At 65.3% G+C, this 22,643-nt stretch carries 16 protein-coding genes; 3 read left to right on the forward strand and 13 right to left on the reverse strand.

Going from position 1 to position 22,643, the window contains the following annotated elements; genetic code table 11:
• The first annotated feature begins 88 nt into the window (after positions 1-88).
• From tssM to HWX07_RS32215, 3 genes are read left to right on the forward strand one after another with little or no spacing between them, the layout of a single operon-like run.
• Positions 89-4,033 (forward strand): type VI secretion system membrane subunit TssM, encoded by a 3,945-nt coding sequence (gene tssM, locus HWX07_RS32205; protein WP_011546567.1) that lies wholly within the window; start codon positions 89-91, stop codon positions 4,031-4,033.
• Positions 4,030-5,019: a type VI secretion system-associated protein TagF gene (tagF, locus tag HWX07_RS32210; RefSeq protein WP_006477085.1), complete on the forward strand. Its 990-nt coding sequence runs from the start codon at positions 4,030-4,032 to the stop codon at positions 5,017-5,019. The genes tssM and tagF overlap by 4 nt, the downstream gene beginning before the upstream one ends.
• 4 nt (positions 5,020-5,023) lie before the next feature.
• Positions 5,024-5,974, forward strand: a complete 951-nt coding sequence (locus HWX07_RS32215) for an OmpA family protein (protein WP_175879097.1) — start codon at positions 5,024-5,026, stop codon at positions 5,972-5,974.
• Between the two features lie 226 nt (positions 5,975-6,200).
• Here the strand turns inward: HWX07_RS32215 and HWX07_RS32220 are convergent, their stop codons facing one another.
• The 13 genes from HWX07_RS32220 to HWX07_RS32280 form a co-directional block, all read right to left on the reverse strand.
• Complete coding sequence (locus HWX07_RS32220; RefSeq protein WP_244130061.1) at positions 6,201-6,770, reverse strand: hypothetical protein; 570 nt, start codon at positions 6,768-6,770, stop codon at positions 6,201-6,203.
• Positions 6,771-6,976: 206 nt separating this feature from the next.
• Complete coding sequence (locus HWX07_RS32225; RefSeq protein ID WP_175879098.1) at positions 6,977-7,753, reverse strand: hypothetical protein; 777 nt, start codon at positions 7,751-7,753, stop codon at positions 6,977-6,979.
• A complete protein-coding gene (locus HWX07_RS32230; RefSeq protein WP_069232117.1) occupies positions 7,750-9,159 on the reverse strand; it encodes a hypothetical protein in 1,410 nt (469 codons plus the stop codon). The genes HWX07_RS32225 and HWX07_RS32230 overlap by 4 nt, the downstream gene beginning before the upstream one ends.
• A 2-nt stretch (positions 9,160-9,161) precedes the next feature.
• Positions 9,162-11,843 (reverse strand): type VI secretion system Vgr family protein, encoded by a 2,682-nt coding sequence (locus HWX07_RS32235; protein ID WP_175879099.1) that lies wholly within the window; start codon positions 11,841-11,843, stop codon positions 9,162-9,164.
• Positions 11,844-11,909: 66 nt separating this feature from the next.
• The gene (gene tssA, locus HWX07_RS32240; protein WP_074801485.1) at positions 11,910-13,031 is read right to left on the reverse strand and encodes a type VI secretion system protein TssA; all 1,122 of its coding nucleotides are present in this window, start codon (positions 13,029-13,031) and stop codon (positions 11,910-11,912) included.
• Positions 13,032-13,075: 44 nt separating this feature from the next.
• The gene (gene tssH / locus HWX07_RS32245) at positions 13,076-15,745 is read right to left on the reverse strand and encodes a type VI secretion system ATPase TssH (protein ID WP_175879100.1); all 2,670 of its coding nucleotides are present in this window, start codon (positions 15,743-15,745) and stop codon (positions 13,076-13,078) included.
• Between the two features lie 41 nt (positions 15,746-15,786).
• On the reverse strand, positions 15,787-16,887 hold the full coding sequence (gene tssG / locus HWX07_RS32250) for a type VI secretion system baseplate subunit TssG (protein ID WP_006477090.1): 1,101 nt from the start codon (positions 16,885-16,887) through the stop codon (positions 15,787-15,789).
• On the reverse strand, positions 16,851-18,686 hold the full coding sequence (gene tssF / locus HWX07_RS32255; protein WP_006477091.1) for a type VI secretion system baseplate subunit TssF: 1,836 nt from the start codon (positions 18,684-18,686) through the stop codon (positions 16,851-16,853). Before tssF ends, tssG begins: the two co-directional genes overlap by 37 nt.
• A 76-nt stretch (positions 18,687-18,762) precedes the next feature.
• Positions 18,763-19,248: a type VI secretion system baseplate subunit TssE gene (tssE, locus tag HWX07_RS32260; RefSeq protein WP_006477092.1), complete on the reverse strand. Its 486-nt coding sequence runs from the start codon at positions 19,246-19,248 to the stop codon at positions 18,763-18,765.
• 62 nt (positions 19,249-19,310) lie between these two features.
• Positions 19,311-19,814 (reverse strand): type VI secretion system tube protein Hcp, encoded by a 504-nt coding sequence (locus tag HWX07_RS32265; protein WP_006477093.1) that lies wholly within the window; start codon positions 19,812-19,814, stop codon positions 19,311-19,313.
• A gap of 70 nt (positions 19,815-19,884) precedes the next feature.
• Positions 19,885-21,375: a type VI secretion system contractile sheath large subunit gene (tssC, locus tag HWX07_RS32270; RefSeq protein ID WP_006477094.1), complete on the reverse strand. Its 1,491-nt coding sequence runs from the start codon at positions 21,373-21,375 to the stop codon at positions 19,885-19,887.
• 15 nt (positions 21,376-21,390) lie between these two features.
• Positions 21,391-21,906, reverse strand: a complete 516-nt coding sequence (gene tssB, locus HWX07_RS32275) for a type VI secretion system contractile sheath small subunit (RefSeq protein ID WP_006484395.1) — start codon at positions 21,904-21,906, stop codon at positions 21,391-21,393.
• A 46-nt stretch (positions 21,907-21,952) separates the two neighbouring features.
• Complete coding sequence (locus HWX07_RS32280) at positions 21,953-22,588, reverse strand: tetratricopeptide repeat protein (protein ID WP_011546581.1); 636 nt, start codon at positions 22,586-22,588, stop codon at positions 21,953-21,955.
• Positions 22,589-22,643 lie beyond the last annotated feature (55 nt).

Genomic DNA, 22,643 nt, shown 5'->3' on the forward strand with positions numbered 1-22,643 from the left:
GACAGCATGGCGACACATCGCGGCGCCACCCTTGCCGCTCGACGCGCCTGCGTCGCCTCACCGAATCGCACCGGAACCTGAACGTCCTATGCAACGCATCCTCAACGTGCTGACTCATCCGCGTACGCTCTCGATCGTCGGGATCGTCGCGCTAGCGGCCATTCTGTTCATCGTCGCCGACATGCTGCAGCTGCCGCTCCTGTGGGCGGCGCTCGCGTTCGCGGCGGTTCTCGCGCTGTGGCTCGTGGTCGCGCTATGGCGCCGCTGGCGCGTGAAGCGCGCGAACCAGCAGCTCGGCCAGGTGCTGGAAGAGCAGGCGGAAACCGGCAAGATCGCCGCACCGGCCGCCGCGGCGCTCGCGCCGGACGCGAAGACGGCCGACCTCGACGTGCTGCGCACGCGCCTGTCGGATGCGGTAAAGACGATCAAGACGTCGAAGATCGGTCAGGTGTCGGGCGGCTCCGCGCTGTACGAACTGCCGTGGTACATCGTGATCGGCAACCCGGCCGCGGGCAAGAGCAGCGCCGTGCTCAATTCCGGCCTGCAGTTCCCGTTCGCGGACAAGAACAGCGCGGTGATCCACGGCATCGGCGGCACGCGCAACTGCGACTGGTTCTTCACGACCGAAGGGATCCTGCTCGACACGGCCGGCCGCTATTCGGTGCACGAGGAAGACCGCAGCGAGTGGCTCGGCTTCCTCGGGCTGCTCAAGCGCTACCGTCCGAAGGCGCCGATCAACGGCATCATCGTCACGGCCAGCATCGCCGAACTCACCGGCAATCGCCCCGAATTCGCGATCAACCTCGCGAAGAACCTCCGTCAGCGCGTTCAGGAGCTGACCGAAAAGCTGGAAGTGTTCGCGCCGGTCTACGTGATGTTCACGAAGGCCGACCTGATCACCGGCTTCACCGAATTCTTCAGCAGCAGCGACAAGCACGAGTACGACCGCGTGTGGGGCGCCACCCTGCCCTACGAGCCCGACGACAAGCGTGACGTCGTCGCCCAGTTCGACACGCACTTCGAGGAGCTCTACGAAGGGCTGAAGGAAATCAGCGTCGCGCAGCTGTCGCTGTCGCGCGGCAACCAGCTGTCGCCGGGCCAGCTGAGCTTCCCGCTCGAATTCTCGACGATCAAGCCGTCGCTGCGCGCGTTCCTCGCGACGCTGTTCGAGAACAACCCGTTCCAGTACAAACCGATCTTCCGCGGCTTTTACTTCACCAGCGCGCTGCAGGAAGGCGAAACCAACAGCGCGGCCGCGCAGCGCATCGCGCACCGCTTCGGCCTCGACGGCAGCGCGCTGCCGAAACCGCACAGCGCGTTCTCGAAGAACGGCTTCTTCCTGCGCGACCTGTTCTCGAAGGTGATCTTCGCGGACCGTCAGACGGTGCGCCAGTTCGCGAGTCCGACCAAGACGCGGCTGCGCTACGCAACCTTCTTCGGCTTCGTCGCGGCGCTCGCGCTCGCGTTGGGCGGCTGGACCTGGTCGACGATCGGCAACCAGCAGCTCGTCGCGAACGTGCAGGCCGACCTCGACAACGTCACGCGCCTGCAACAGGGCCGCAACGACCTGCAGTCGCGCCTGCAGGCGATGGACATCATCGAGGACCGGATCGAGCAGCTCGAACAGTTCCGCCGCGACAAGCCGCTGTCGGTGTCGCTCGGCCTGTACCAGGGCGACCGTCTCGAGCAGCACCTGCTGACCGAGTACTACAACGGCGTGCGCCAGATCCTGCTGGCCCCGGTGTCGCAGAACCTCGCGTCGTTCATGAAGGACGTGAACGCGCACCCCGAGCAACTCGTGCCGATGACGCGCCCGCCCGAATCGGGCGCCGTGCAGGGCGGCACGCTGCCGGTCTCGACGAACGCGGCAGGCGCCGCGCCGCAAGCGGGCGCCATGCTGGCCGCGTCCGGCACCGCGCCGGCCGCCGCCCCGCAACAGGCGGCCGCGCCGCAGGGCGGCCTCTACAGCGACGCGTCGCCGACCAACGTGCAGGACGCGTACAACGCGCTGAAGACCTACCTGATGCTGTCCGACAAGCGTCACGTCGAACAGGCGCACCTGACCGACCAGCTCGCCCGCTTCTGGCGCGGCTGGCTCGAGACGAATCGCGGCAACATGCCGCGCGACGAGATGATCCGGAGCGCCGAGCGCATGATCTCGTTCTACCTGTCGCGCGTGAACGACGACGACTGGCCGATGATCGACGCGAACCTCGCGCTCGTCGACCAGACCCGCGAGAACCTGCGCCGCGTCGTACGCGGCATGCCGGCCCGCCAGCGCGTGTACGAGGAAATCAAGGCCCGCGCGTCGACCCGCTTCGCGCCGATGACCATCGCGCGCATCGTCGGCGACGGCAACCAGGGGCTCGTGGCAGGCAGCTACGCGATTCCGGGCACGTTCACGCGCGAAGCGTGGTTCGACTACGTGCAGCCGGCGATCCGCGATGCGGCGACCAAGGAGCTGCAAGCGAAGGACTGGGTGCTCAACACGTCGACGCAGGACGATCTAACGCTCGAGGGCAGCCCCGAGCAGATCCAGAAGACGCTCGTCGGCATGTACAAGACCGAGTACGCGCAGCACTGGCAGAAGTTCATGCAGGGCATCGCGGTACAGGGCTTCACCAGCTTCGGCCAGGCCGTCGACGGGATGAACCGCTTGGGCGACCCGCAGGATTCGCCGATCCGCAAGATCCTCGAGACCGCGTACGACCAGACGTCGTGGGACAACCCGTCGCTCGCGAACGTGACGATCAAGAAGGCGCAGACGGGCGTCGTGAACTGGGTCAAGCAACTGTTCACGCGCTCGCAGGCCGGCCAGATGGCGGCAGCCAACATCGACATCAACGGCAATCCGGCCGAGGTGCCGATGGGTCCGATCGGCCAGGAGTTCGTCGGGCTCGCGCGGATCGTCGCGACGCATGACGGCACGTCGATGCTGAAGGGCTACATGGAGTCGCTGTCGAAGGTCCGCACCCGCTTCAACGTGATCAAGAACCAGGGCGACCCGGGGCCGGGCGCACGCCAGCTGATGCAGCAGACGCTCGACGGCAACGGTTCGGAACTCGCCGATTCGCTCAAGCTCGTCGACGAGCAGATGCTGACGGGCCTGACCGATTCGCAACGCAAGTCGCTGCGCCCGCTGCTGGTGCGGCCGCTGATGCAGGCGTTCGCGGTCGTGATCCAGCCGGCCAGCGCCGAAGTCAACAAGGTGTGGAACGCGCAGGTCTACCAGCCGTTCCAGAGCTCGCTCGCGACCAAGTACCCGTTCGCGGCGAACGCGAAGGTCGAGGCCGGCGCCGGCGAGATCGCGCAGGTGTTCGGCCCGGACGGCTCGATCGCGAAGTTCGTCGGCACGACGCTCGGGCCGCTCGCGGTGCGCCGCGGCGACACGCTCGCCGCCCGCACGTGGGGCGACATGGGCATCGGGCTCACGCCGGACTTCACGAACGGCTTCGCACGGTGGGTCGCGCCGCTCGCGGGCGGCGCCGCCGGCAGCGCGGCCGCGTCGGCCGAGCCGCAGACCGTGTTCCAGATCCTGCCGCAACCGAGCACGGGCACGACGGAATACACGATCGCGATCGACGGCCAGCAACTGCGCTACCGCAACACGCCGCCGCAGTGGACCAACTTCGTGTGGCCGAACCCGCAGGGCGCGCCGGGCGCGACGCTGTCCGCGACGACCTTCGACGGCCGCACGGTGCAGCTCGTCAACGAGCCGGGCCGCTACGGTCTCGAGAAGCTGATCAACTCGGCGCAGCGCAAGCGCCGTCCGGACGGCACCTTCGACCTGACGTGGGCACAGGGCAGCGTGAACGTGTCGGTGACGATGCGCATCATCAGCACGTCGCAACCGTCGGCCGGTGGCGGCGACCAGCCGCAGCAGCAGAGCCTGCGCGGCCTGCAGCTGCCGTCGTCGGTCGCCGACGCGAGCGCGGGCGCCGCGCAGAACGCGACGCAAGCCGGTACCGGCACGCCGGGCGCCGCGCCGGCCGTCGCGGCCGCCAACGCAACGAATGCACAGAGGGCGCAATGACGCAAACCGTACAGGCGCAAATCGCCTACTTCGGCAAGATTCCGTCGCGCGGCGACTTCGTGAAGAGCGCGCACAATCCGCAACTGCTGCAGACGCTCGATCGCTGGATCGCGCAGGCTCTGGAGCTGCTCGCGGAAGATCCGCGCTGGAAGATCGTCTACGAGGATGCGAAGCCGATGCATTTCGCGTTCCTCGGCTCGCGCAGCAAGCTCGCAATCGCGGGCCACATGGTCGCGAGCCACGACGTGTCGATGCGCCGCTTCCCGTTCCTCGGCGCGACCGCGCTCGAGGTCGACCGGCCGCTCGCGTTCCTCGCGCGCAGCCCGCTCGCGTTCGCGCGGCTGTGGTCGCGCGTCGCCGCGCAGATCCCGCCGCTGCTCGGCAAGGACGAGCCGCCCGGCGCGCTGCAGGCGCTCGGCGACACGCAGGTGCCGATCGACATCGGCGGCCCCGGCACGTCGCATGACGGCACCTTCAACGATTTCGTCGAACACCAGACGCTGTACGGCCTGCAGGAGATGCTGCTCGAAAGCGGTCATCCGGTGCGGCTGCGCGGCGCGATGCTCGCGCTCGGCTCGCTGCTGCGCCCGGTGATGCAGAGCGGCTCGTCGCACATCGAGCGCGGCCTCACGCTGCCGCTGCCGGTCGACCCGTTCTACCGCAGCCTCGTCGCCGCGTTCTGGCTCGAACTGATCGCGCCGTTCGTCGCGCAGGCCGACTTCGAGCTCGCGATCTTCATCGGCACGATCGCCGAACGCGAACGGCTCGTCATCGGCTTCAACGGCGCGTCGGCGAAGACGCTGCTGAGCGTCGTCGACCCGCAGACCTACGCCGCCCACAACATCGACATCGACGATCCCGAGTGGATCGACGCCCATGCGCAAAACGATCACCAGATCAGCAAGCTCGTCAGCTACCTCGAACAACCGCAACTCTCGCTACGCGTCGCCATCGACGCGTTCCGCGAAGCGTTCATCGGAGGCTGACGGCATGCATCGCACGATTCAGGTCCGGCGCGCGCGCCTGTCGGCCGCCGTCTCGCCCGCCCTCGCCGCGCTGTTCGCGGCCGGCCTCGTCGCGAGCGGCGCGGCCTTCGCGCAGAACACGGGCGCGACCGTCACGCCGGTCGGCAACGGCACGGTCGCGACGACCGCGCTGCCGCAGGCGAACCCGAACGCCGGCGGCGCGTCCGGCACGGTGGTGCACGGCACCGCCGGCACGATCGCGCCGCCGCCCGCGAATGCGACGCCCGGCCAGGTGGTGGTCGGCGGCAAGGTGCCCGACGAGGCGACGAAGGCAGCGGTACTGCAGAAGCTGCGCGACACGTACGGCGCGGCGAACGTCGTCGACCAGGTCGAGGTGGGCGACGTCGCGACGCCGCCGAACTGGAGCGCGAACGTGCAGAAGCTGCTCGGCGCGCAGCTCAAGCAGATCAGCAAGGGCCAGTTGAAGATCAACGGCACGCAGATCGAGATGAAGGGCGAGGTGCACAACGAGGCGCAGCGCCAGCAGCTCGCGAGCGACATGGCGAACACGCTGAACCCGACGTATACGATCAAGAACGGGCTGCGCGTGTCGGCGTCCGAACAGGGCGTGCTCGACCAGACGCTCGCGAACCGGACGATCGAGTTCGAGACGGGCAGCGCGACGCTGACGCCGCAGGGCAAGCTGATCCTCGACCAGATGGCGGCCGCACTGGCGAAGATGCAGAACCGCACGGTCGACATCATCGGCCACACCGACAACTCGGGGAACCGGACGTCGAACATCGCGCTGAGCCAGGCGCGCGCGGATGCGGTCAAGGGTTATCTGATCACGAAGAACATTCCGCCGCAGCAGATGACGACGACGGGGGTGGGCCCGGATCAGCCTATTGCGCCGAATGATACGGCGGATGGGCGGGCTAGGAATCGGCGGATCGAGTTCCGGGTGGGGCAGTAAGCGGGGCGACGGCCCTCTTACACGGGCCGTGCGCCGATTCCAGCGCGCCCGAGACGCGATCGATCCGATTCTCTGGCGAGAGGGCGGACACATTGTGGCCAACCTCGCTCGTCGGAGACGATACGTTCGACATCACGCGACATTCGTCCACAAGAAAATGCGGCCTATCCGGTCACCAATACACGTTTGCCACGCTCCTTCTCGATCCGCGTGGGCAAAGCGACCATCAATACGTAGTTGCGCACGAGCAAGCTGACAACAACAACGCCAGCGGCATGCTCATTACGGCCAAAAACAGTAGCACGCCGTTTGCCCCGATACTCGATGAAAGCAGGCGACTCAGTATCAGGTAAAGCGGCGCCAGCCCGAACACGATATGTCGGCCAAATTTCGGGATGGCGGAAGGCTCCTTGTGGTGCCGCTCGAACTCCGTTACTCCGCGCTGAACGTCATAAATGACGACCTCCCCGCGATCGTCTAATACGTTGCCGACAAAGGGCGTTGCCTCGATCGTATGACGCACGCTCCGGTACGCTATTGCCGCCCAGAAAATGTTAAGTACGATGCCGCCGATCAATCCCGGCCACCGCGCCAGGTCGGGTATAGGCGCAAAGATGAAGAAGCAGAAATATCCGAATATGCCGAAAAAGTAGTACGTCGCGAACGTGCCCAGCGACATGACGAGTCCGTAAGCGAACAACTCGTTCGTACCGCGATATCTCACATGGACGAGCAGGAGTCCCGTGCAGCAACCTAATGCAACCAGAACGCCGATCCTCCAGGGCCAGGTCGACATTGACAATTCGTCCGTATAGGCGGCATACGATATCCCTGCGCCCAGCAACGGTAACACCAAGCACAGCGGGACGGCTTTCCTCACCATCTCCAACACGTGATCAGGCCGGAGTCGATCAACACTCTTCATACATACGCCCCGACGTCACTGACCGCCCCCCGCTTTCGTATCACCTGGTTTGATTGCCGTTGCGGCGCTCACCCGCGCTAGAACGATGCGTCACGCGCCATCAGCACAGGCTTTCGGTATTTTTGCTCCATCGCGTACGGCAACTGGATCATCGTCACCCCGACCCGGATCATGACGCCGATTAACCAGAGCGACGCGGGGAAACTGATTGCTGCAACAAAGAACAGTACGCCGCCTGTCCCAAAGTACATCGACAGCAGCCGACTGAGCACCAAAAAGAATGGCGCAAGCGCCATGACAATCCATGAGTGCCATTTGACGAACGGGCTACGCTCTGCATATGCGGCGTCGAGAGTCTCGAAGAAGTCCTTCCGGCAGACGATCGCTCCGTCATCGATGTCAAACGCCCTGCCCTCGAAATCTGAATGTGCGATATGGCGCGTCAGTGCGAGGTAGGAATACACGGTCCAGTAGACGCTAAGCCCGCCTCCGATCGCCAATCCGGCGACCCGTGCAAAAACTGGCATCGGCGCGAAAATGAAGTAGTAGAAGTAAAAGGCGATCCCGATCAACGCATAGGCCGACAGCAAACTGACCAACCTGAGCCACCCATAGACGATGAATTTGTTTGTGCGTCGGCACACGAGCCAGCAAATCACCGGCGTCGCCACGCACGCCACGGCAATTGCTACGCTGATTTGGCCAGGAAGGCCGGAAACGCCATAATCGAATTTGTAAGCGGTAAACGCGAGCGCAACCGCTAACGCATTCAGCAGAATCCCGGTCCATACGGCCTGGGCAACGGCCGATGACAGCGACTTCTCAGCGCCGCAAGCGACTACCTCGTTTCTCATGGCAGGGCTCCAAACATCGGCGAGTACGGGTTGTAGTCCTTGGGCATGTATTTCTCGTAGCTTTCCCCGATCTCGCGCAATTTGTTCGCCACCCACTTGGTAAATTCCACTTTCTTGTCCACGTAATTGACGATATACCCGACCGCAACGGCGACGCCAATCGCGACTGCGACCGTAAGCGCCACCGGAACTGCAGCAACCGCCGCCGCCGACGCAATCGCTCCTACCACCAACGATGTCAAAGCGGCCGTCAGCCCTGCGACAACCAGATCAATGCCAATCTTTGCGAACAGATCGCACAAGTCCTTTCGAGGCTTTCCGGAGGAGTCGACCTGCTTGTAGTCGTGATACCACTCCGCGAAGTCCAGCACGATCGTCAATACAAGCGTAATAACACCGGCCTTGGTCGTCACGGCGCCCTTGGCGCTGCGCCACGCCGCCTGCGCCATCGATTTCGCGGTGCCGGCGCCTCCGGTGATCGCCAGAATCTTCGTATTCTTCACGCTGTACTTGGCAGCGGATATTTCCGTTCTGGACCCTATGGTTCCCTTGAATACCACATACCACTTGGGTCCGGCCTTGCGATGAACGATCTTGATCAACTTGAACTTGCTCTTCATTAGCTCGCGGATCCACGGCAAATTGTCTCCGACGTATCCAAAAAAGCCAGCGACTTGACCGATGATCCAGTTGCGAGTCGCGACGTGGGCCGTATCGATCGCCGTCTCATCCGCGCCGCCCGTTTCCAGTGCCGTGATCAGATTCTTCGGTATTGTCTTCACATCGACTTCGAATATATGCATCACTTGCGACGATTCCGCTTGCGCAGTGGGCGCGGCGAGTGGCAACAACATTCTGCAGCTGTATTCATCGTTGATCGTGGTCATACCTGACGACAGTCCGGAAAGACCAATTTGCCAATTGGGATAGGTCGGCTGGCCGGTCGCGGCGCTCGATGAACCGGAAGGGTATTGCCAGAAATTCGCGATTTTCGGTGTGCCGCTTACTCCCGATTGTCCGCCATAGACGAGCGTAATCGGCTCCGGCTTCGTTTTAGGATCGGAACCGTGGCTGTCGGTGTTCAAGAGGAGCATCGAATATCGCTGAAGCTCCATCCCGTCCTTCTTCAGCACGAGAAATCCCTTGAAATCACGGCCGACCCAGATGTGATAGCGCTCTCCGTCCTGAAATTTTCCCGTCTTGACCCGCCGCTTCGCCTTGGTGTCGTAAAACCAATCGTCAGTTGCCTCGACCGTATAGTTATTGCCTTTGTGCAAATGCACCTCGAACACCACGTCCCGATGCTTTCGCAACAGCACCGTTATGTCCGTCTCGGCCCAGCAACTGACCGGCTCCCCCGGCAGATCGATACAAACTTGATGTTGAACAAGCGCCTTGCCACCCATGTTCACTCTCCCATCCGCTTGACCTGACTGGCCACGAACTCGTCAAAATCGATGTTCTTCAATTCCGCCTTGCCTTCCGCGTCTAGCGCGACGCTATGCTCGGTCCCGTCCTCGGTCGTGAACTTGATCGGCTCCCCATGCGGCACGTTGCCATCGGCATCCACGTAGCGAATCCGCATATCCGCCTTCTTGCCTTCCGCCTTGAACGTCTTGTGCATGCTCGTCGGCCCGCTGAACGCGTGCTGCCCGCCCTTCACGTCGATCTTGCCCGGCGCATGAATCTCGATGTTGCCACCCTTGATTCGGACATACGCACCGCCCGACGTCAGCAGAATCTCCTCCTTCGCGACGCCTTCGATCGTTGCCGTCGCAGACAGGAGTTTCACCGTCTTCTGCGCGATCATTTCGACATTGTCGTTCTGCGCCTGGATCTCCACCGCCCCTTTACCGGCGAACAACTTCATCCCGGCGTTCTGCGCGAACAGGCTGATGCGATCCCGGATGCCGGCGATCAGCGATTTCCCGCTGGTAACAAACGTGCTTTGCCCGCTGACGATATTGGTCTGCTGCTCGCTCGCCAGATGCACCGACTGCTGCGAAGCCATCCCGATCCCCGCCGGGCTCGCGAACAGCATCACGGGTTCCTTGAACGCATTGGCATTCCCCGTTCCGCCGCCGGCCGTCCTGCCGCCCCCCGAGGCCGCCCCCGCCACGTTGTTCTGCGTCGCATCGGCGAACTGCTTCAGCGCATCGCGACCGGTACCGAGGCTCTCCGCCTGATGCATCTCGCTGACCTGCGACATCGACTCGATCAACCCTTCTGCACTGCCAAGCTGCTGCTTTGCCTCGCTCGCATCGAGCGGCTGACTGTTCGCCTGCTTCGGATGCGTCGTCACGTACAGCCCTTGGCCCGCGCGCAGCGCGCCGTACGCATCCGTGCGCAGATCGAAACCCGAGCCGAGATACGCACCACGCGTGTTGCCGTTCTGCTCGATCAGATAGCCGAGATGAAGCAGCGAATTCCCGCTGCTGCTGAACAGGCGCGCGCGGTTCTGCCCGGTCGCGTCGTCGAGCACCATCTCGTTGTGCCCCGACCCCGCATACTCCTTCGACCGGAAGCCCGACAGTATCCCGTCGCTATGCCACTGCGGCTTGGCCGCCCCGTTGTAGACACGATGCATGACGATCGGCCGATCGCAGTCGCCGCCGATGTAGCCGATCAGCACTTCCTCGCCGACGCGCGGAATATGCACCGCGCCGTAACCGCCGCCGGTATCCGACTGCACGACGCGCATCCAGCACGATGCCGTCTCGCGGCCTTCGCTCTGTCGGTCCCACACGAACATGACCTTGATCCGGTTCAGCGCGTCGGTATAGACCTCCTCGCCCTTCGGACCGACCACGACGGCCGTCTCGAGCTGCATCGCGGGCTTGCGGTGCTCGAACGGGCTGCGATACGGCACGCTCGCGCGCTGCGCCTCGACCTCGACGAGATAAAACCCGGCCGAGCCGTCGTCGTGCCCGACCTCGAACGCAACCCCTTTCCCGTGCCCGGCCTTCACCTGCGCCAGCGCGTCCTGCAAGCTATGCGGGAAACTTGCTTCGTGGTCGGAAGCCGGCAGATTGTTCTCGATGTACCGCGTGACGCCGATGGCCGCGAACTCGCGGTCGCTCGCCGCATCGCGATCGTGCTCCGGATGGTCGACGAGGGTGAAACGCCGGCCGGCGTCGATCGAACGCACGCCGCCCACGCCGAAGAAACGCTTCGCACGCGACTCCCATTCCTCGAGGCGAATATTCGACAGGTGTTCGCCGCGGTCCTGCGCCGGATACGTGTAAGCGCCGGTGTATTCGTAAATTTCCGCCTGATCGGGCAGATCGCCCTGCCCGCTTTTCGTCGGCAGCGACGTGCCGTTCGGATTGCCCGCCGACGACGGCGACTTGTAGTCGAAGGTGCGCGTCGTATGCAGCGTGCTTTGCAAGGTCCGCGACGCGGTCCATTGCGTGAAACCGGCGGTTTCGGTGCCGCTGCCCGAGCGATCGAACCTGACGGTATTCGGCGACAGCGCATCGACGGTATGCAGGTCGTCGGTGATGACGAACGTGTGCGCCTTCCCGTCTTCACTGTGCCGCCAGAAGCCGAACAGCCCTTCGTCCTCCATCAGCCGATGCACGAAGTTCCAGTCGGTTTCGCTCTGGCGGCAGTACGAACGGGACGGCAGCGGCTTCGACAGCGCAAACCGGTATTGGCCCCTGGCCTGCGGATGCCTGTCGAACACGTCGGCGAGGATCGCGTCGACCGGCTGGTCCTGCCAGTACCGCATGTCGCTACGGAACTTGAGGAAGTGCATCCACGACGCGAAGCGCAGCTGGTAACTCGACAGGCCGCCGTCGGCACCGAGCCGCCGCGCCGTATGGATATAGCCGTTGATCGGCTGATACGACCTGTCCGCCTGCTGGATCCACAGCGTGATCGGCTGCGCGATCAGCGTCTTGAGCTCGACGTCGCTCGCGGTGGACACCAGATCGAGCGTTACGCTGAAATCACGGCCGAGCTCCGAGCGGATTACGGCGCGACGCGGCACGAGCGCATTGTTCGGCAGCGACGGGATGTCCGTCTTCAGCAGCCGATCCTGCTGGATCAGGCCGCCACGAATCGCCTGGGCCAGTTCGGTCACGTTCATGCGTCACCTTCTTCTTGTTCATCGCGAGCCCGCCGGGCCCGCGCTCTCAGGTCAACAAACAATCGTTCACGCCTGCTCGTCGGGCCTCACCCCCAGCAGCTCGCGAATGTGCGACAGCGAGCCGTCGTCCTTCACGACGCTTTCGAGCCACTTGTGCAGCGGCATGTCGGCCCACTCGGCCGCCTTGTCGGCGAGATACGCGACCGGGCTGTGCGGCTCGGTCTGACGGAAATAGCGCGCCACCGCGCGCAACTGGTCGACGGCCTGCGCACGGTTCTGGATGCCGGCGATCATCTGCGTCACCGGCGGACGCGAAGCGGTCTGCTGCTGCACGTGAGTCTCCTCGGTCTGGATCGGCTGGCCGAACACCGGCTCGATGCGTTCGGGCTGGGCCTGCGGCGCCGCCTGCGCGTGCGGCGCGCTGCCCGTATAGCCCTGTTCGCGCGCAAAGCGCTCGGCGAGCCGGTACACGGTCTCGAACGCGTCGCGCGCCTGCCGGAAGCTCGGCGCCGAATCGCCCGCGCGCTCGACGAGCCGCTCCTCGAACGCATCGAGCGCGAATTCGAACGCCTTCAGGTTCGCCAGCAGCGCCGTGTAGAACGCGATCGACGTCACGCGCCGCGACGCGTCGATCTGGTCGATCGACGGCTTGCCGCGCGCGATGTCGTCCGCGTGTTCGGGGTCGCGCTTGATCGACTGCGCGACGTGCTGCGCGACTTCCCAGTCGAGCGTGCTGAACGCATTCGATGCGCCGTCCGTCAGCGGCACCGCGCGCAGCAGCTCGGCCGTGCGGCCGGACAGCCACGCGACGTTGCCGAGCCGGTGCTCGATGTCGTCGTCCTCGGGCAGCGGGTGGAAGGTGTCCCAGAAGTCGCGGCACAGGCCTTCGAGCAACGCATAGCCTTCGGTGAGGCCGGTGATGCCGTCCTCGAGCGCGAGCGCCTCGGTCAGCCACACGGCGAGCCGCAGGTCCTTGGTGCGCGTGCGCAGCAGCTCGCCCGCATGGTCGACGACGAAGCCCCAGTCGGCCTCCTTGATCTCGGTTACCCATTCGCCCTGGTCGAGCGTCGGGTCGTCGTAGCGCCGCGCGTCCTGAATCGCGTCGAATTCGTTCGAAAACAGCAGGTCGTCGCCGCTGGGCGACGCATCGCTGATCGGCGTCAGCAGCTCGGGGAGATTGATCGGCATGGTTCAGTGAATCCGTTGATGCATCAGATGTCGCGTGCGGGGGCTCATTCGACGGTGTACGCAAATTCGCCGGCCTCGTCCGCGCGCACCGCGATGCGCGCGATCGCCGCGCCGTCGGCGATCCGGCCGAGCACGTGGCCCGCGATCTCCGGCAGCAGCGTGCCGTTCAGGATGTGGTCGACGTTGCGGGCGCCCGAGTCGACCTCGGTGCAGCGCGCGAGCACCGCGTCAACGAGCGATTCGTCCCACTCGAACGCGGCCTTGTGGTTCGCGTCGATCCGGCGGCGGATGCGTTCGAGCTTCAGCTCGATGATCTCGGCCAGCACGTCGTCGGAAATCGGGTAATACGGCACGACCTTCATCCGGCCGAGGAACGCCGGCTTGAAGGTCTTGTACAGCTGCGGACGCAGCGTCTCGGCGAGCGCGTCCGGGTCGGGCAGTTCCTCGGCCGGCTTGTTCAGGCAGGCCTGCATCACCGCGGCCGAGCCGACGTTCGACGTCAGGATGATCAGCGTGTTGCGGAAGTCGATCTCGCGCCCTTCGGCATCGTCCATCGTGCCCTTGTCGAACACCTGGAAGAACATCTCGAGCACGTCCGGGTGCGCCTTCTCGACCTCGTCGAGCAGCACGACGGAATACGGGTTGCGGCGCACGGCCTCGGTCAGCACGCCGCCTTCGCCGTAACCGACGTAGCCCGGCGGCGACCCCTTCAGGCCCGACACGCTGTGCGCTTCCTGGTACTCGCTCATGTTGATCGTGACCATCTTGCGCTCGCCGCCGTACAGGATGTCGGCCAGCGCCAGCGCCGTCTCGGTCTTGCCGACGCCCGACGGCCCGACGAACATGAACACGCCGCGCGGCTTGTTCGGATCTTCGAGGTTCGCGGTCGCGGTGCGCACGCGCTGCGCGATCGCCTCCAGCGCGTGGTCCTGGCCGATCACGCGCGCGGTCAGCAGCGGCTGCAGGTTCAGCACGGTGTCGATCTCGTCCTTCACCATCCGGCCGAGCGGAATGCCCGTCCACGCGGCGACGATCTCGGCGACCACGTGACCGTCGACCTGCAGCGGCACCATCGGCTCGCCGCCCTGCAGCGCGTGCAGCGCCGCGACGCGTTCGGCGAGTTTCTCGCGGGTGGCCTGCACGTCGACCGGCTGGCCGTCTTCCGACGGGCCGCGCGCGCGGTCGAGCGCGTCGCGCAGCTCGGTGATCTCGGCGACGATCACGCGCTCGGCCTCGTAGCGTTCCTCATCCTTCGCCAGTTGTTCGAGCGCCGTGTCGCGCGCGCCGCGCAGCTCGCCGAGCCGCTCGTCGTGCGCCGCACCGCCCGCCGCCTCGCGCTCCAGCGACGCGATTTCCGCGTCGATGCGCTCGATGCGCTTCTTCGTATCGTCGATCGCCGCCGGCGTCGCGCTGTGCGCGAGCGCGACCTTCGCGCACGCTGTGTCGAGCACGCTGATCGCCTTGTCCGGCAGCTGGCGGCCGCTGATGTAGCGGTGCGACAGGCGCACGGCCTCGGTGATCGCATCGTCGAGAATCCGCACGTTGAAGTGCTTCTCCATCAGGCCCGACATCCCGCGCAGCATCGCGGCGGCCAGCGGCTCGCTCGGCTCCTCGACCTTCACGACCTGGAAGCGCCGCGCGAGCGCCGCATCCTTCTCGAAGTACTTCTTGTATTCACTCCACGTCGTCGCGGCGATCGTGCGCAGCTCGCCGCGCGCGAGCGCGGGCTTCAGCAGGTTCGCCGCATCGTTCTGGCCGGCCTGCCCGCCCGCGCCGATGATCGTGTGCGCCTCGTCGATGAACAGGATGATCGGGTGCGCGCTCTTCTTCACCTCGTCGATCACGCTCTTCAGCCGGTTCTCGAACTCGCCCTTCACGCTCGCGCCGGCCTGCAGCAGGCCCATGTCGAGCACGTGCAGCGCGACGCCGCGCAACGGCGGCGGCACGTCGTCGGCCGCGATCCGCAGCGCGAGCCCTTCGACGACCGCGGTTTTGCCGACACCGGCCTCGCCGGTCATGATCGGGTTGTTCTGGCGGCGGCGCATCAGGATGTCGATCGCCTGGCGGATCTCCGCTTCGCGGCCGATCACCGGGTCGATCTTGCCGTCGCGCGCGCGCTGCGTGAGGTTGGTCGTATAGGTGTCGAGCGCGGGCGTCTTCGACGGGCCGGCCGCGGGCGCAAAGCCGTCGGCGGCCGGCGCGACGTCGCTGCCGTCGTCGTCCGCCTGGCGCGGTTCGGTTTCGCTCGAGCCGGCCATGATTTCGTCGAACTTGTGCTTCAGGTCCGTCACGTTCATTTCCGCGAAGCGCGACGACATCCGTTGCGCGAACTGCGCGAGATCCGGCGCGGTCAGCAGCGCGAGCAGCAGGTGCCCGGAACGGATGCGGCCGAGCTGCGAATCGAGCGACGCGATCAGCCACGCCTGCTCGAACAGCGCGATCAGATGCACGGAGAACACGGGCGTGCGCGTGTTGCCGGTCTTCAGGCGCGTGAGCTCGCGTTCGAGATCGGCGTGCAGCGCATGCGGATCGACGCGGCTCGCGCGCAAGGCGAGCGGCAGGTCGCCCGTCGCTTCGTCGAGCAACGCGAGGAACAGGTGCTCCAGATCGACCTCGTAGTGGCCGCGCGCCAGGCACGCGCTCGCCGCACGCTCGGTCGCGTGGCGGCACAGCGGATTCAGTTTCGTGATCAGGGTCTTCAGAGGCGTGCTCATGGCGTCGATCTCAGGTTCGATTGCGTGTTGTTGTTAGGGTCTCAGTGAATCACGTGCAGTTCGTAGCGGGCGTCCGAGCGGTCCTCCAGTGCATCGCGCGTGCACAGGAACGCATCCCAGCCGAGCCGCGAGCCCGCGCCGAGCACGCTCGCGCCGACCTCGGTGCGCTTGAGCACGAGCTTCACCTCGTACTCGAGCGTGACGCCGGCGAGCAGCGTCAGCATCCGCTCGAGCGCGACGGCGTGCGCGCCGCCGGGCAGGAACGCTTCGTAGTCGCGCTTGGACAGCGGGCCGACGACGATCCGCGCGCGCATGTCGCGCTGCCACACGCGCTCGCCGACGAGCGCCGTCGCGCCGAGCACCGCGTTGACTTCGCCGAGCACGCTCAGCTGATCGGACGGCACGTCGTACCACTTGCCGACGAACTGGTCGATCTTCACCGGCACGCGGAAGTAATCGGACAGCGTGCGCTGCAGGTACGCGGCCGACATCGGCCGGTGCCGCGCCGCGAGCGCATAGCCGGCCACGGCTTCGTCGAGCACGCCGCCCGGGCCGGCCGCGAGGCTGTCGCGCACCTCGTCGCTCGGCACGCCCGCGATCGCGAGCAGCAGCGGCAGGTAGCGCTCGTCGCGGTCGAGCTCGTAATGGAACGGCAGCCGGTATTTCTTCCACGCCGCATAGAACAGCGCGGTCGCGCGGTTCGAGAACACGTCGAAGAACGCGCGCGCCGCGTGATCGCGCCGCAAGTGCTCGCGCGCGACGATCTGCTCGGTGTAGTGCAGCGGCAGCGCGCCCTGCCCGCCGAGCAGCCCGAAGAACGCGGGCGTCAGCTCGACGCGGCCGAGCTCGCCGGCGGCCAGCGCGGCGTCGCGCTCGTCGTCCGAGTTCAGTGGCGCGCCGTCGTCGTCGAACGAACGCGCGCCTTCGATCTCGCTCGGCGGGAAGCCGAGCGACAGCGTGTTGCGGAATGCGATGTGCTGCGCGACCACGTCGCCCTGCCGCCACGCGCCGGGCGCATCCGACGCCTGCCGCGCGAACAGCCCTTCGAGCACCCGCACCGCCTGGAAGAACTCGAAGCGGTGCGGCTCGTCGAGCAGCGCGTCGACTACGCCAGGATCGATTCGCCGGTTCGGGGCTTGCATCGGATGATCTCCTCGCCGGTGCGCTTCGACACGACGACCAATTGAACGAAACTGTTGAGGTGGACGTACAGCCCGAAGAAGCTGTCGAGCACGCGCACGAACGACGCAAGGCTCGCGCCGACGAAGTGCTCCTCGTCGATCGTCAGCCGGATCTCGATGCCGCGCACGAAGGTCGCGAACGGCTTGCCGGGCAGCCACTGCACCGCCCCGCGCTGCTCGACGCCGGCCAGGCCGTCGATCTGGCGCATCGACACGGCCGTGCGCCGCAGGTCGTACAGCGTCAGCATTTCCTTCAGCGGCGCGAGGCCGTGCGCGACGAGCGACACGTGGTTGAGCGCGAGATGTGACACGAGCCGCCAGTGCGCGGCGCGGCCGCGCTCGAAGCGCACGCTCTGCGTCGGGCGGCGCAGCAGCGAGATGCCGCTCGTCTGCGCCCCGCCTTCCTGGAACAGGTCGCCGCCTTCGAGGCCGAACGCCAGCATCGAAGGCAGGTCGCGGTTCGTGCAGGTGAGGTCGAGGCTCAGCGTGTCGGTCTGCGGCGACGTCGGCTCGAAGTCGATGTCGACGATCGAGATCTCGGTTTCATAGCCGGGGCTCTTCTGCGCGACCCAGTCGTTGCGGCGCGCGAACCAGTAATGGCCGATGCGCGCCGATTCGCCGTGATGCAGTGAATAGAACGGCCGGAACTCGATCACCGATTCCTCGTGCGCCTGCTGCCGGACGAGCTTCACCGAGTCGATCGAGTACACCTCGTACGCGAACGCACGCCGCGCCTCGGCGATCACCGGATACGACACCGCGCGGTGCGTGATGCGGATCGGCTCGCCGTGCTGGCGGAACAGATTGACGATCGGCGTGCAGAACAGCCGGAAATGGCTCGCCGTCAGCAGTTCGAGCAAGCGCGCGATATGCGAATCGCTGCGCACGTCCTGCAGCACCAGATGCAGCGTCGCGCGCTGGCAGCGGCCCGATGCGCGTGCGATCGCCGCGAGGTCGAAGTCGACGAAATCGAACTTGTCGGGGAACGCGAAGTATTCGGTGAGCAGCCGGTACGCGGGGTGCGATTTCGCCGGATAGTCGATCAGCGCGTCGTCCTCGGCGAAGCCGGCCTGCGCGATCGGCAGCTTGCGCAGCGCGGTCCAGCGGCCGTTGCGTTCGGGCTCGACGTACGCACCGAGCACGTTGACGAACAGGCAATCGGTCAGCGCGGCGACGAACGACTGCTCGCCGTGCAGGTGCGCGCGCAGCGTCGACAGCTTCAGCGCGCCGAGATCGAGCTGCGCGGCGAGCGATTCGAACGTGATCGAGATCACGCCCGTCGCGTTCGACGGCAGCACCGTCGCGCTCGGCGCGAGCGCAACCGGCGTATAGCGCGCTTCCGAGATGCGGATCGGCGCAAGCGTCACGTCGTAGGCGGTACGGAACCGGCATTGCACGCCGCGGATCGGACGGCTTTTCAGCTCGGTGCCGCGATCGATCACGACCGGTTCGGTCTGCTGGCCGGGCGACGCCGGCGTGAACTGCGCGATCGAGCACGACGGGAACGGCCGCAGGTAGTGCGGATACAGCACTTCCAGCAGCGCTTCGGTGAATTCCGGGTAATCGTCGTCGAGCTTCTTGTTGATGCGCGCGCCGAGCAGCGCGAACGACTCGATCATCCGCTCGACGTGCGGATCCTCGCAATGCTCGCCGGACAGCGCGAGCCGCGCGGCGATCTTCGGATAGCGTTCGGCGAAATCTCGCGAATAGCGCCGCAAAAACGATAATTCGCGTTCGTAATACGGCAGCAATTCTTCCATCGACGACCCCGAACCTCAATATTTCCTGCCGGACCTGATTGACCACCGGGCGGTCCGGCCCGCTCGGCGGCTTGATTTACTGCATTCGTGCCGCGCGTGCGCGCGTGACCGAATACTGCAGCGTCGACGGTTGCAGCATCGCGTCGAAACTGACCGGCTCCTCGGCCGGGTGCACGACGAGCAGCGCCTGGATCGCGAAGTAGAGCGCGTTGGTGGCCTGCTCGTTCAGCTCGAACGTCACCTGCACCTGCTGCAGGCGCGGCTCGTGGCGCGCGATGGCCTGCTGGATCGACTTGCAGATGAATGCGCGGTCGTAGTGGCTCGCGAGGCTCAGCCCCGCGAAATCGTTCAGCCCGTAGGTCAGCACCGACTTCTGGCATTCCGGCAGCGCCGCCAGCTCGTTCTCGGTGTGCGCGATACGGGTGTTGAGGATCGCCTCGACGTCGCGGGCGACCGTGTTCTTGAGCTCGTCCAGCGACAATTGCCGCATCGCTGCCGAGGCCGGCAGATGCGGTTCGTCGTCGAACAGCTTGTCGAGAAAACTGGGTTCGAATCGTTTCATCGGCCGGTGTTGACAGCGAAAACGACAACGGGACGCGAGGCGCCCCGTTGCCGCAACCGACCTTAGACCGCGTAGGTCTTGTCGTTCTTCGTCAGACTCCAGGCGCCTTGCGTGTTGCCGCCCTGGTTGCCGCCGATCTTCTGCTGGGTTTGCTTCCACTGCACGGCTGCGTACTTCAGCGAGAACGTCTCGAGCGGCAGACCTTCCTCGCGAACGCTCGGCGCGATGCTCGAGATGATCACGTACTTGAGCTTGACTTCCAGATACTGCACGCGCTTGCCTTCACCGTCCGCGCGCGAGAAATGGACCGTCACTTCGTCGAACGTGGTACCGCCCGAAGCGTGCTGATACAGCAGCGGGCTCGACGAATCGATTTCCTTCGTGAAGATCATGTCGCCGTGCTCGCAACGCGTCATCGTGTGACCGCCAGCGGTCGATGCGGTTGCCGAACGCGGCTGAACGATCGAGTGATCCCACGATTTCAGTTCGATCCAGCCCTGGTGGTCTTTATCCGCGGATTCGCCCTTCACCGCGGGACTACCAAACTGCAAGTGCATATGTAACATGGCCCTTCGACTCCCCAAAGAGGTGGTTTTAACGTCCTACCCAGGCGGCCCGCCCGGGCGATTTACTCGCTTATGAATTTGCCGGTTTGGGCAGATCAGCGACAAGTCGCAGAGAAATCGAGAGTTCGTCGAGCTGAAAGTGCGGGCGCAGGAACGCGACCGAACGATACGAGCCCGGCTTGCCCGGAATCTCCGACACTTGTATGGATGCCTCGCGCAGCGGAAATTGCGCTTTCTGTTCCTGCGAGGCGTTGTCGTCGAGCAGGACGTACTGCGAAATCCACCGGTTGAGGAAAGTCTCCACGTTCTGCGCCGACGCGAAGCTGCCGATCTTGTCCCGCATCATCGCCTTCAGGTAGTGCGCGACGCGCGATACCGAGAAGATGTACTGAAGCTGGGCGGACAGGACGGCGTTCGCGTTCGCGCTGTCGGTGCTGTATTTCTTGGGCTTCTGCACCGACTGCGCAGCGAAGAACGCGGCGTAATCTGAGTTCTTGCAATGGACGAGCGGGATGAAGCCGAGATCGCTCAGCTCCTTTTCGCGGCGATCGGTGATCGCGATTTCGGTCGGGCACTTCAGCGCGACTTCACCGTCGTCGGTCTTGAACGTGTGGGTCGGCAGATCCTCGACGAGGCCGCCGCCTTCGACGCCGCGGATCGCCGCGCACCAGCCGAAGTCGTCGAACGCGGCCGTCAGGCGGGCCGCGAAGGCCCATGCCGCGTTGCACCACAGGTACTTGTCGTGATCGGTGCCGTCGACGTCCTCGACGAAGTTGAAGTTCTCCGCGGTCTGGCCGTCCTTCGGATTGAACGGCAGGCGGCCGAGAAAGCGCGGCAGCGTCAGGCCGACGTAGCGCGAATCCTCGGCGTCGCGGAACGACTTCCACTTCGCGTATTCGACGGTGTCGAACACCTTGCCGAGATCGCGCGGCTTGCCGAGGTCGGAGAACGACTCGAGGCCGAGCAGCTCCGGCGACGCCGACGCGATGAACGGCGCATGCGCGGCCGCCGCGACGTGCGACATCTGCTCGATGAAGTACATGTCTTCCGGCTGGCGCGAGATCTCGTAATCGCCGATCAGCGCACCGAACGGCGAGCCGCCGAACGTGCCGAATTCCTCTTCGTAGACCTTCTTGAACAGCGCGCTCTGGTCGAACTCGCTCGCGCCCTTGAAATCGCGCACGAGATCGCGCTTCGGCGCGTGCAGCGCCTTGATCTTGATCGTCTGGCCCGTGTTGCTTTCCTTGACCAGATAATCCATCCCGCGCCACGTGCTTTCGAGGCGCTGGAATTCCGGCGCGTGCATCACGGCGGAAAGCTGCGTGGAAATCAGGCGGTCGAGCTCCGCGACGCGTGCGTCGATCGTGGCCGACAGGTTGTCCGACACGATCACCGTGCCGTCGAGCACCTGGTGCACGAGTTCGCCGATCAGGTCCTTCGCACGCGCATGCTCGGAATCGGATTTCGCGACCTTGCTCTTCTCGACGATGTCGTCGAGCAGCGAAGTCCCGGCGGCGTATTCCGCGCCGCTCGCTTGGGCCGCAGCCGTTTGCTGGTTCATCTCAACACTCCGTCGTCATTCGCCGTCTTTGTCGCCGCCGGTGCCCTTCGCGAGCTCCTGCAGCTGCTGCGTGTTCTTCAGCACCTCGGACAGCAGATCCTCGAGCTTGTCGTTGCCGGCGAGCTTGTTGCGCAGGTCGGCGAGCTTCGAGCGCGCCTCGAGCAGGCGGCGCAGCGGCTCGACCTGTTCGACGACTTCGTCCGGGCTGAAATCCGACAGCGAGCGGAACTTCAGGTCGACCGCGAACTTGCCGCCTTCCGGGCTCAGGCGGTTTTCCACCTGGAACGCGGCACGCGGCTCGATCGCCTTCATCACGTCGTCGAAATTATCGCGGTCGATGTTGACGAATTTACGATCGCGCAGCTTCGGCTGCTCGATTTCGGACTGGCCCGCCAGATCGCCGACGACCCCGACGACGAACGGCAGCTCCTTCACCTCGATCGCATCGCCCTTCTCGACCTCGTAGGTCAGCTGGACGCGCGGCGGCCGTATTTTCTGCAAGCTTTTCTGAATGCTTTCTTTCTTGGCCATCTCGACGGCTCCCAGGTTAGTTGTGGTTATCGCGTCAGTTGCGGTTTCAGTTGCGCAGTGCGCCGAACGGGTCCGCGCTGCCCTTTTGCGCCACGGGCGGCGTCGGCGCGCTCGGTGCGGCCGGCGCAGCCGCATCGGCAGCCGGTGCGGCCCCGCCCTTCGGGCGATGGACGACGCGGCGCGGCGGGCGCGGTTTCACGGTCTTGGTTTCCGGCGGAAACAGCGCCGATTCGCCGAGCGTATCGCGCAGTTGCTTCGCGAGCGCCTGCGCGTCGGACTTCGCATCGCCCGCGAGCGATGCGTCCTGGCGCAGCTCGCCGAGCGACTGCGTCGCGATCCGCAGGCCGGCAACGGCCAGCACGCTCTTCGCCTGACGATCGGTCGCGTCGCGCTGCAGCGCTTCCTGGGCGGCGACGATCGCCTGCCCGTAATGGTTTTGCGCGAACTGGATTTGCGCGATGCGCGACCACGGTTCCTCGCGCGTCGGATCCGACTTCGCGAGCTGCTGGTACAGGCCGAGCGCCTTGTCCTGGTCCCCCGCCTTCGCGACGGCGTCCGCATCGGCCAGCGACTTGTTGAACACTTCCGCAGTCGGCGGCGCGGGAGGCTGGCTCGCACAGCCGGCGATCACGCCGCAAGCCACCACTACCCCAGACAGTTTTGCGAACAGACGGTCTTTCATCGTTATATCCACCGGCGCGTGAGTTTTAAATCGTTGAGAATCTGGTTCTTTTGCT

Source organism: Burkholderia sp. BCC0097 (genome assembly GCF_902832985.1).
In the GTDB taxonomy this organism is placed as follows: Bacteria; Pseudomonadota; Gammaproteobacteria; order Burkholderiales; family Burkholderiaceae; genus Burkholderia; species Burkholderia orbicola.

Bases quoted from the DNA above. Each gene is read 5' to 3' on its own strand.
- tssM (WP_011546567.1), top strand. From the start codon at position 89: ATGCAACGCATCCTCAACGTGCTGACTCATCCGCGTACGCTCTCGATC.
- tagF (WP_006477085.1), top strand. From the start codon at position 4,030: ATGACGCAAACCGTACAGGCGCAAATCGCCTACTTCGGCAAGATTCCG.
- HWX07_RS32215 (WP_175879097.1), top strand. From the start codon at position 5,024: ATGCATCGCACGATTCAGGTCCGGCGCGCGCGCCTGTCGGCCGCCGTC.
- HWX07_RS32220 (WP_244130061.1), bottom strand. From the start codon at position 6,770: ATGTCGACCTGGCCCTGGAGGATCGGCGTTCTGGTTGCATTAGGTTGC.
- HWX07_RS32225 (WP_175879098.1), bottom strand. From the start codon at position 7,753: ATGAGAAACGAGGTAGTCGCTTGCGGCGCTGAGAAGTCGCTGTCATCG.
- HWX07_RS32230 (WP_069232117.1), bottom strand. From the start codon at position 9,159: ATGGGTGGCAAGGCGCTTGTTCAACATCAAGTTTGTATCGATCTGCCG.
- HWX07_RS32235 (WP_175879099.1), bottom strand. From the start codon at position 11,843: ATGAACGTGACCGAACTGGCCCAGGCGATTCGTGGCGGCCTGATCCAG.
- tssA (WP_074801485.1), bottom strand. From the start codon at position 13,031: ATGCCGATCAATCTCCCCGAGCTGCTGACGCCGATCAGCGATGCGTCG.
- tssH (WP_175879100.1), bottom strand. From the start codon at position 15,745: ATGAGCACGCCTCTGAAGACCCTGATCACGAAACTGAATCCGCTGTGC.
- tssG (WP_006477090.1), bottom strand. From the start codon at position 16,887: ATGCAAGCCCCGAACCGGCGAATCGATCCTGGCGTAGTCGACGCGCTG.
- tssF (WP_006477091.1), bottom strand. From the start codon at position 18,686: ATGGAAGAATTGCTGCCGTATTACGAACGCGAATTATCGTTTTTGCGG.
- tssE (WP_006477092.1), bottom strand. From the start codon at position 19,248: ATGAAACGATTCGAACCCAGTTTTCTCGACAAGCTGTTCGACGACGAA.
- HWX07_RS32265 (WP_006477093.1), bottom strand. From the start codon at position 19,814: ATGTTACATATGCACTTGCAGTTTGGTAGTCCCGCGGTGAAGGGCGAA.
- tssC (WP_006477094.1), bottom strand. From the start codon at position 21,375: ATGAACCAGCAAACGGCTGCGGCCCAAGCGAGCGGCGCGGAATACGCC.
- tssB (WP_006484395.1), bottom strand. From the start codon at position 21,906: ATGGCCAAGAAAGAAAGCATTCAGAAAAGCTTGCAGAAAATACGGCCG.
- HWX07_RS32280 (WP_011546581.1), bottom strand. From the start codon at position 22,588: ATGAAAGACCGTCTGTTCGCAAAACTGTCTGGGGTAGTGGTGGCTTGC.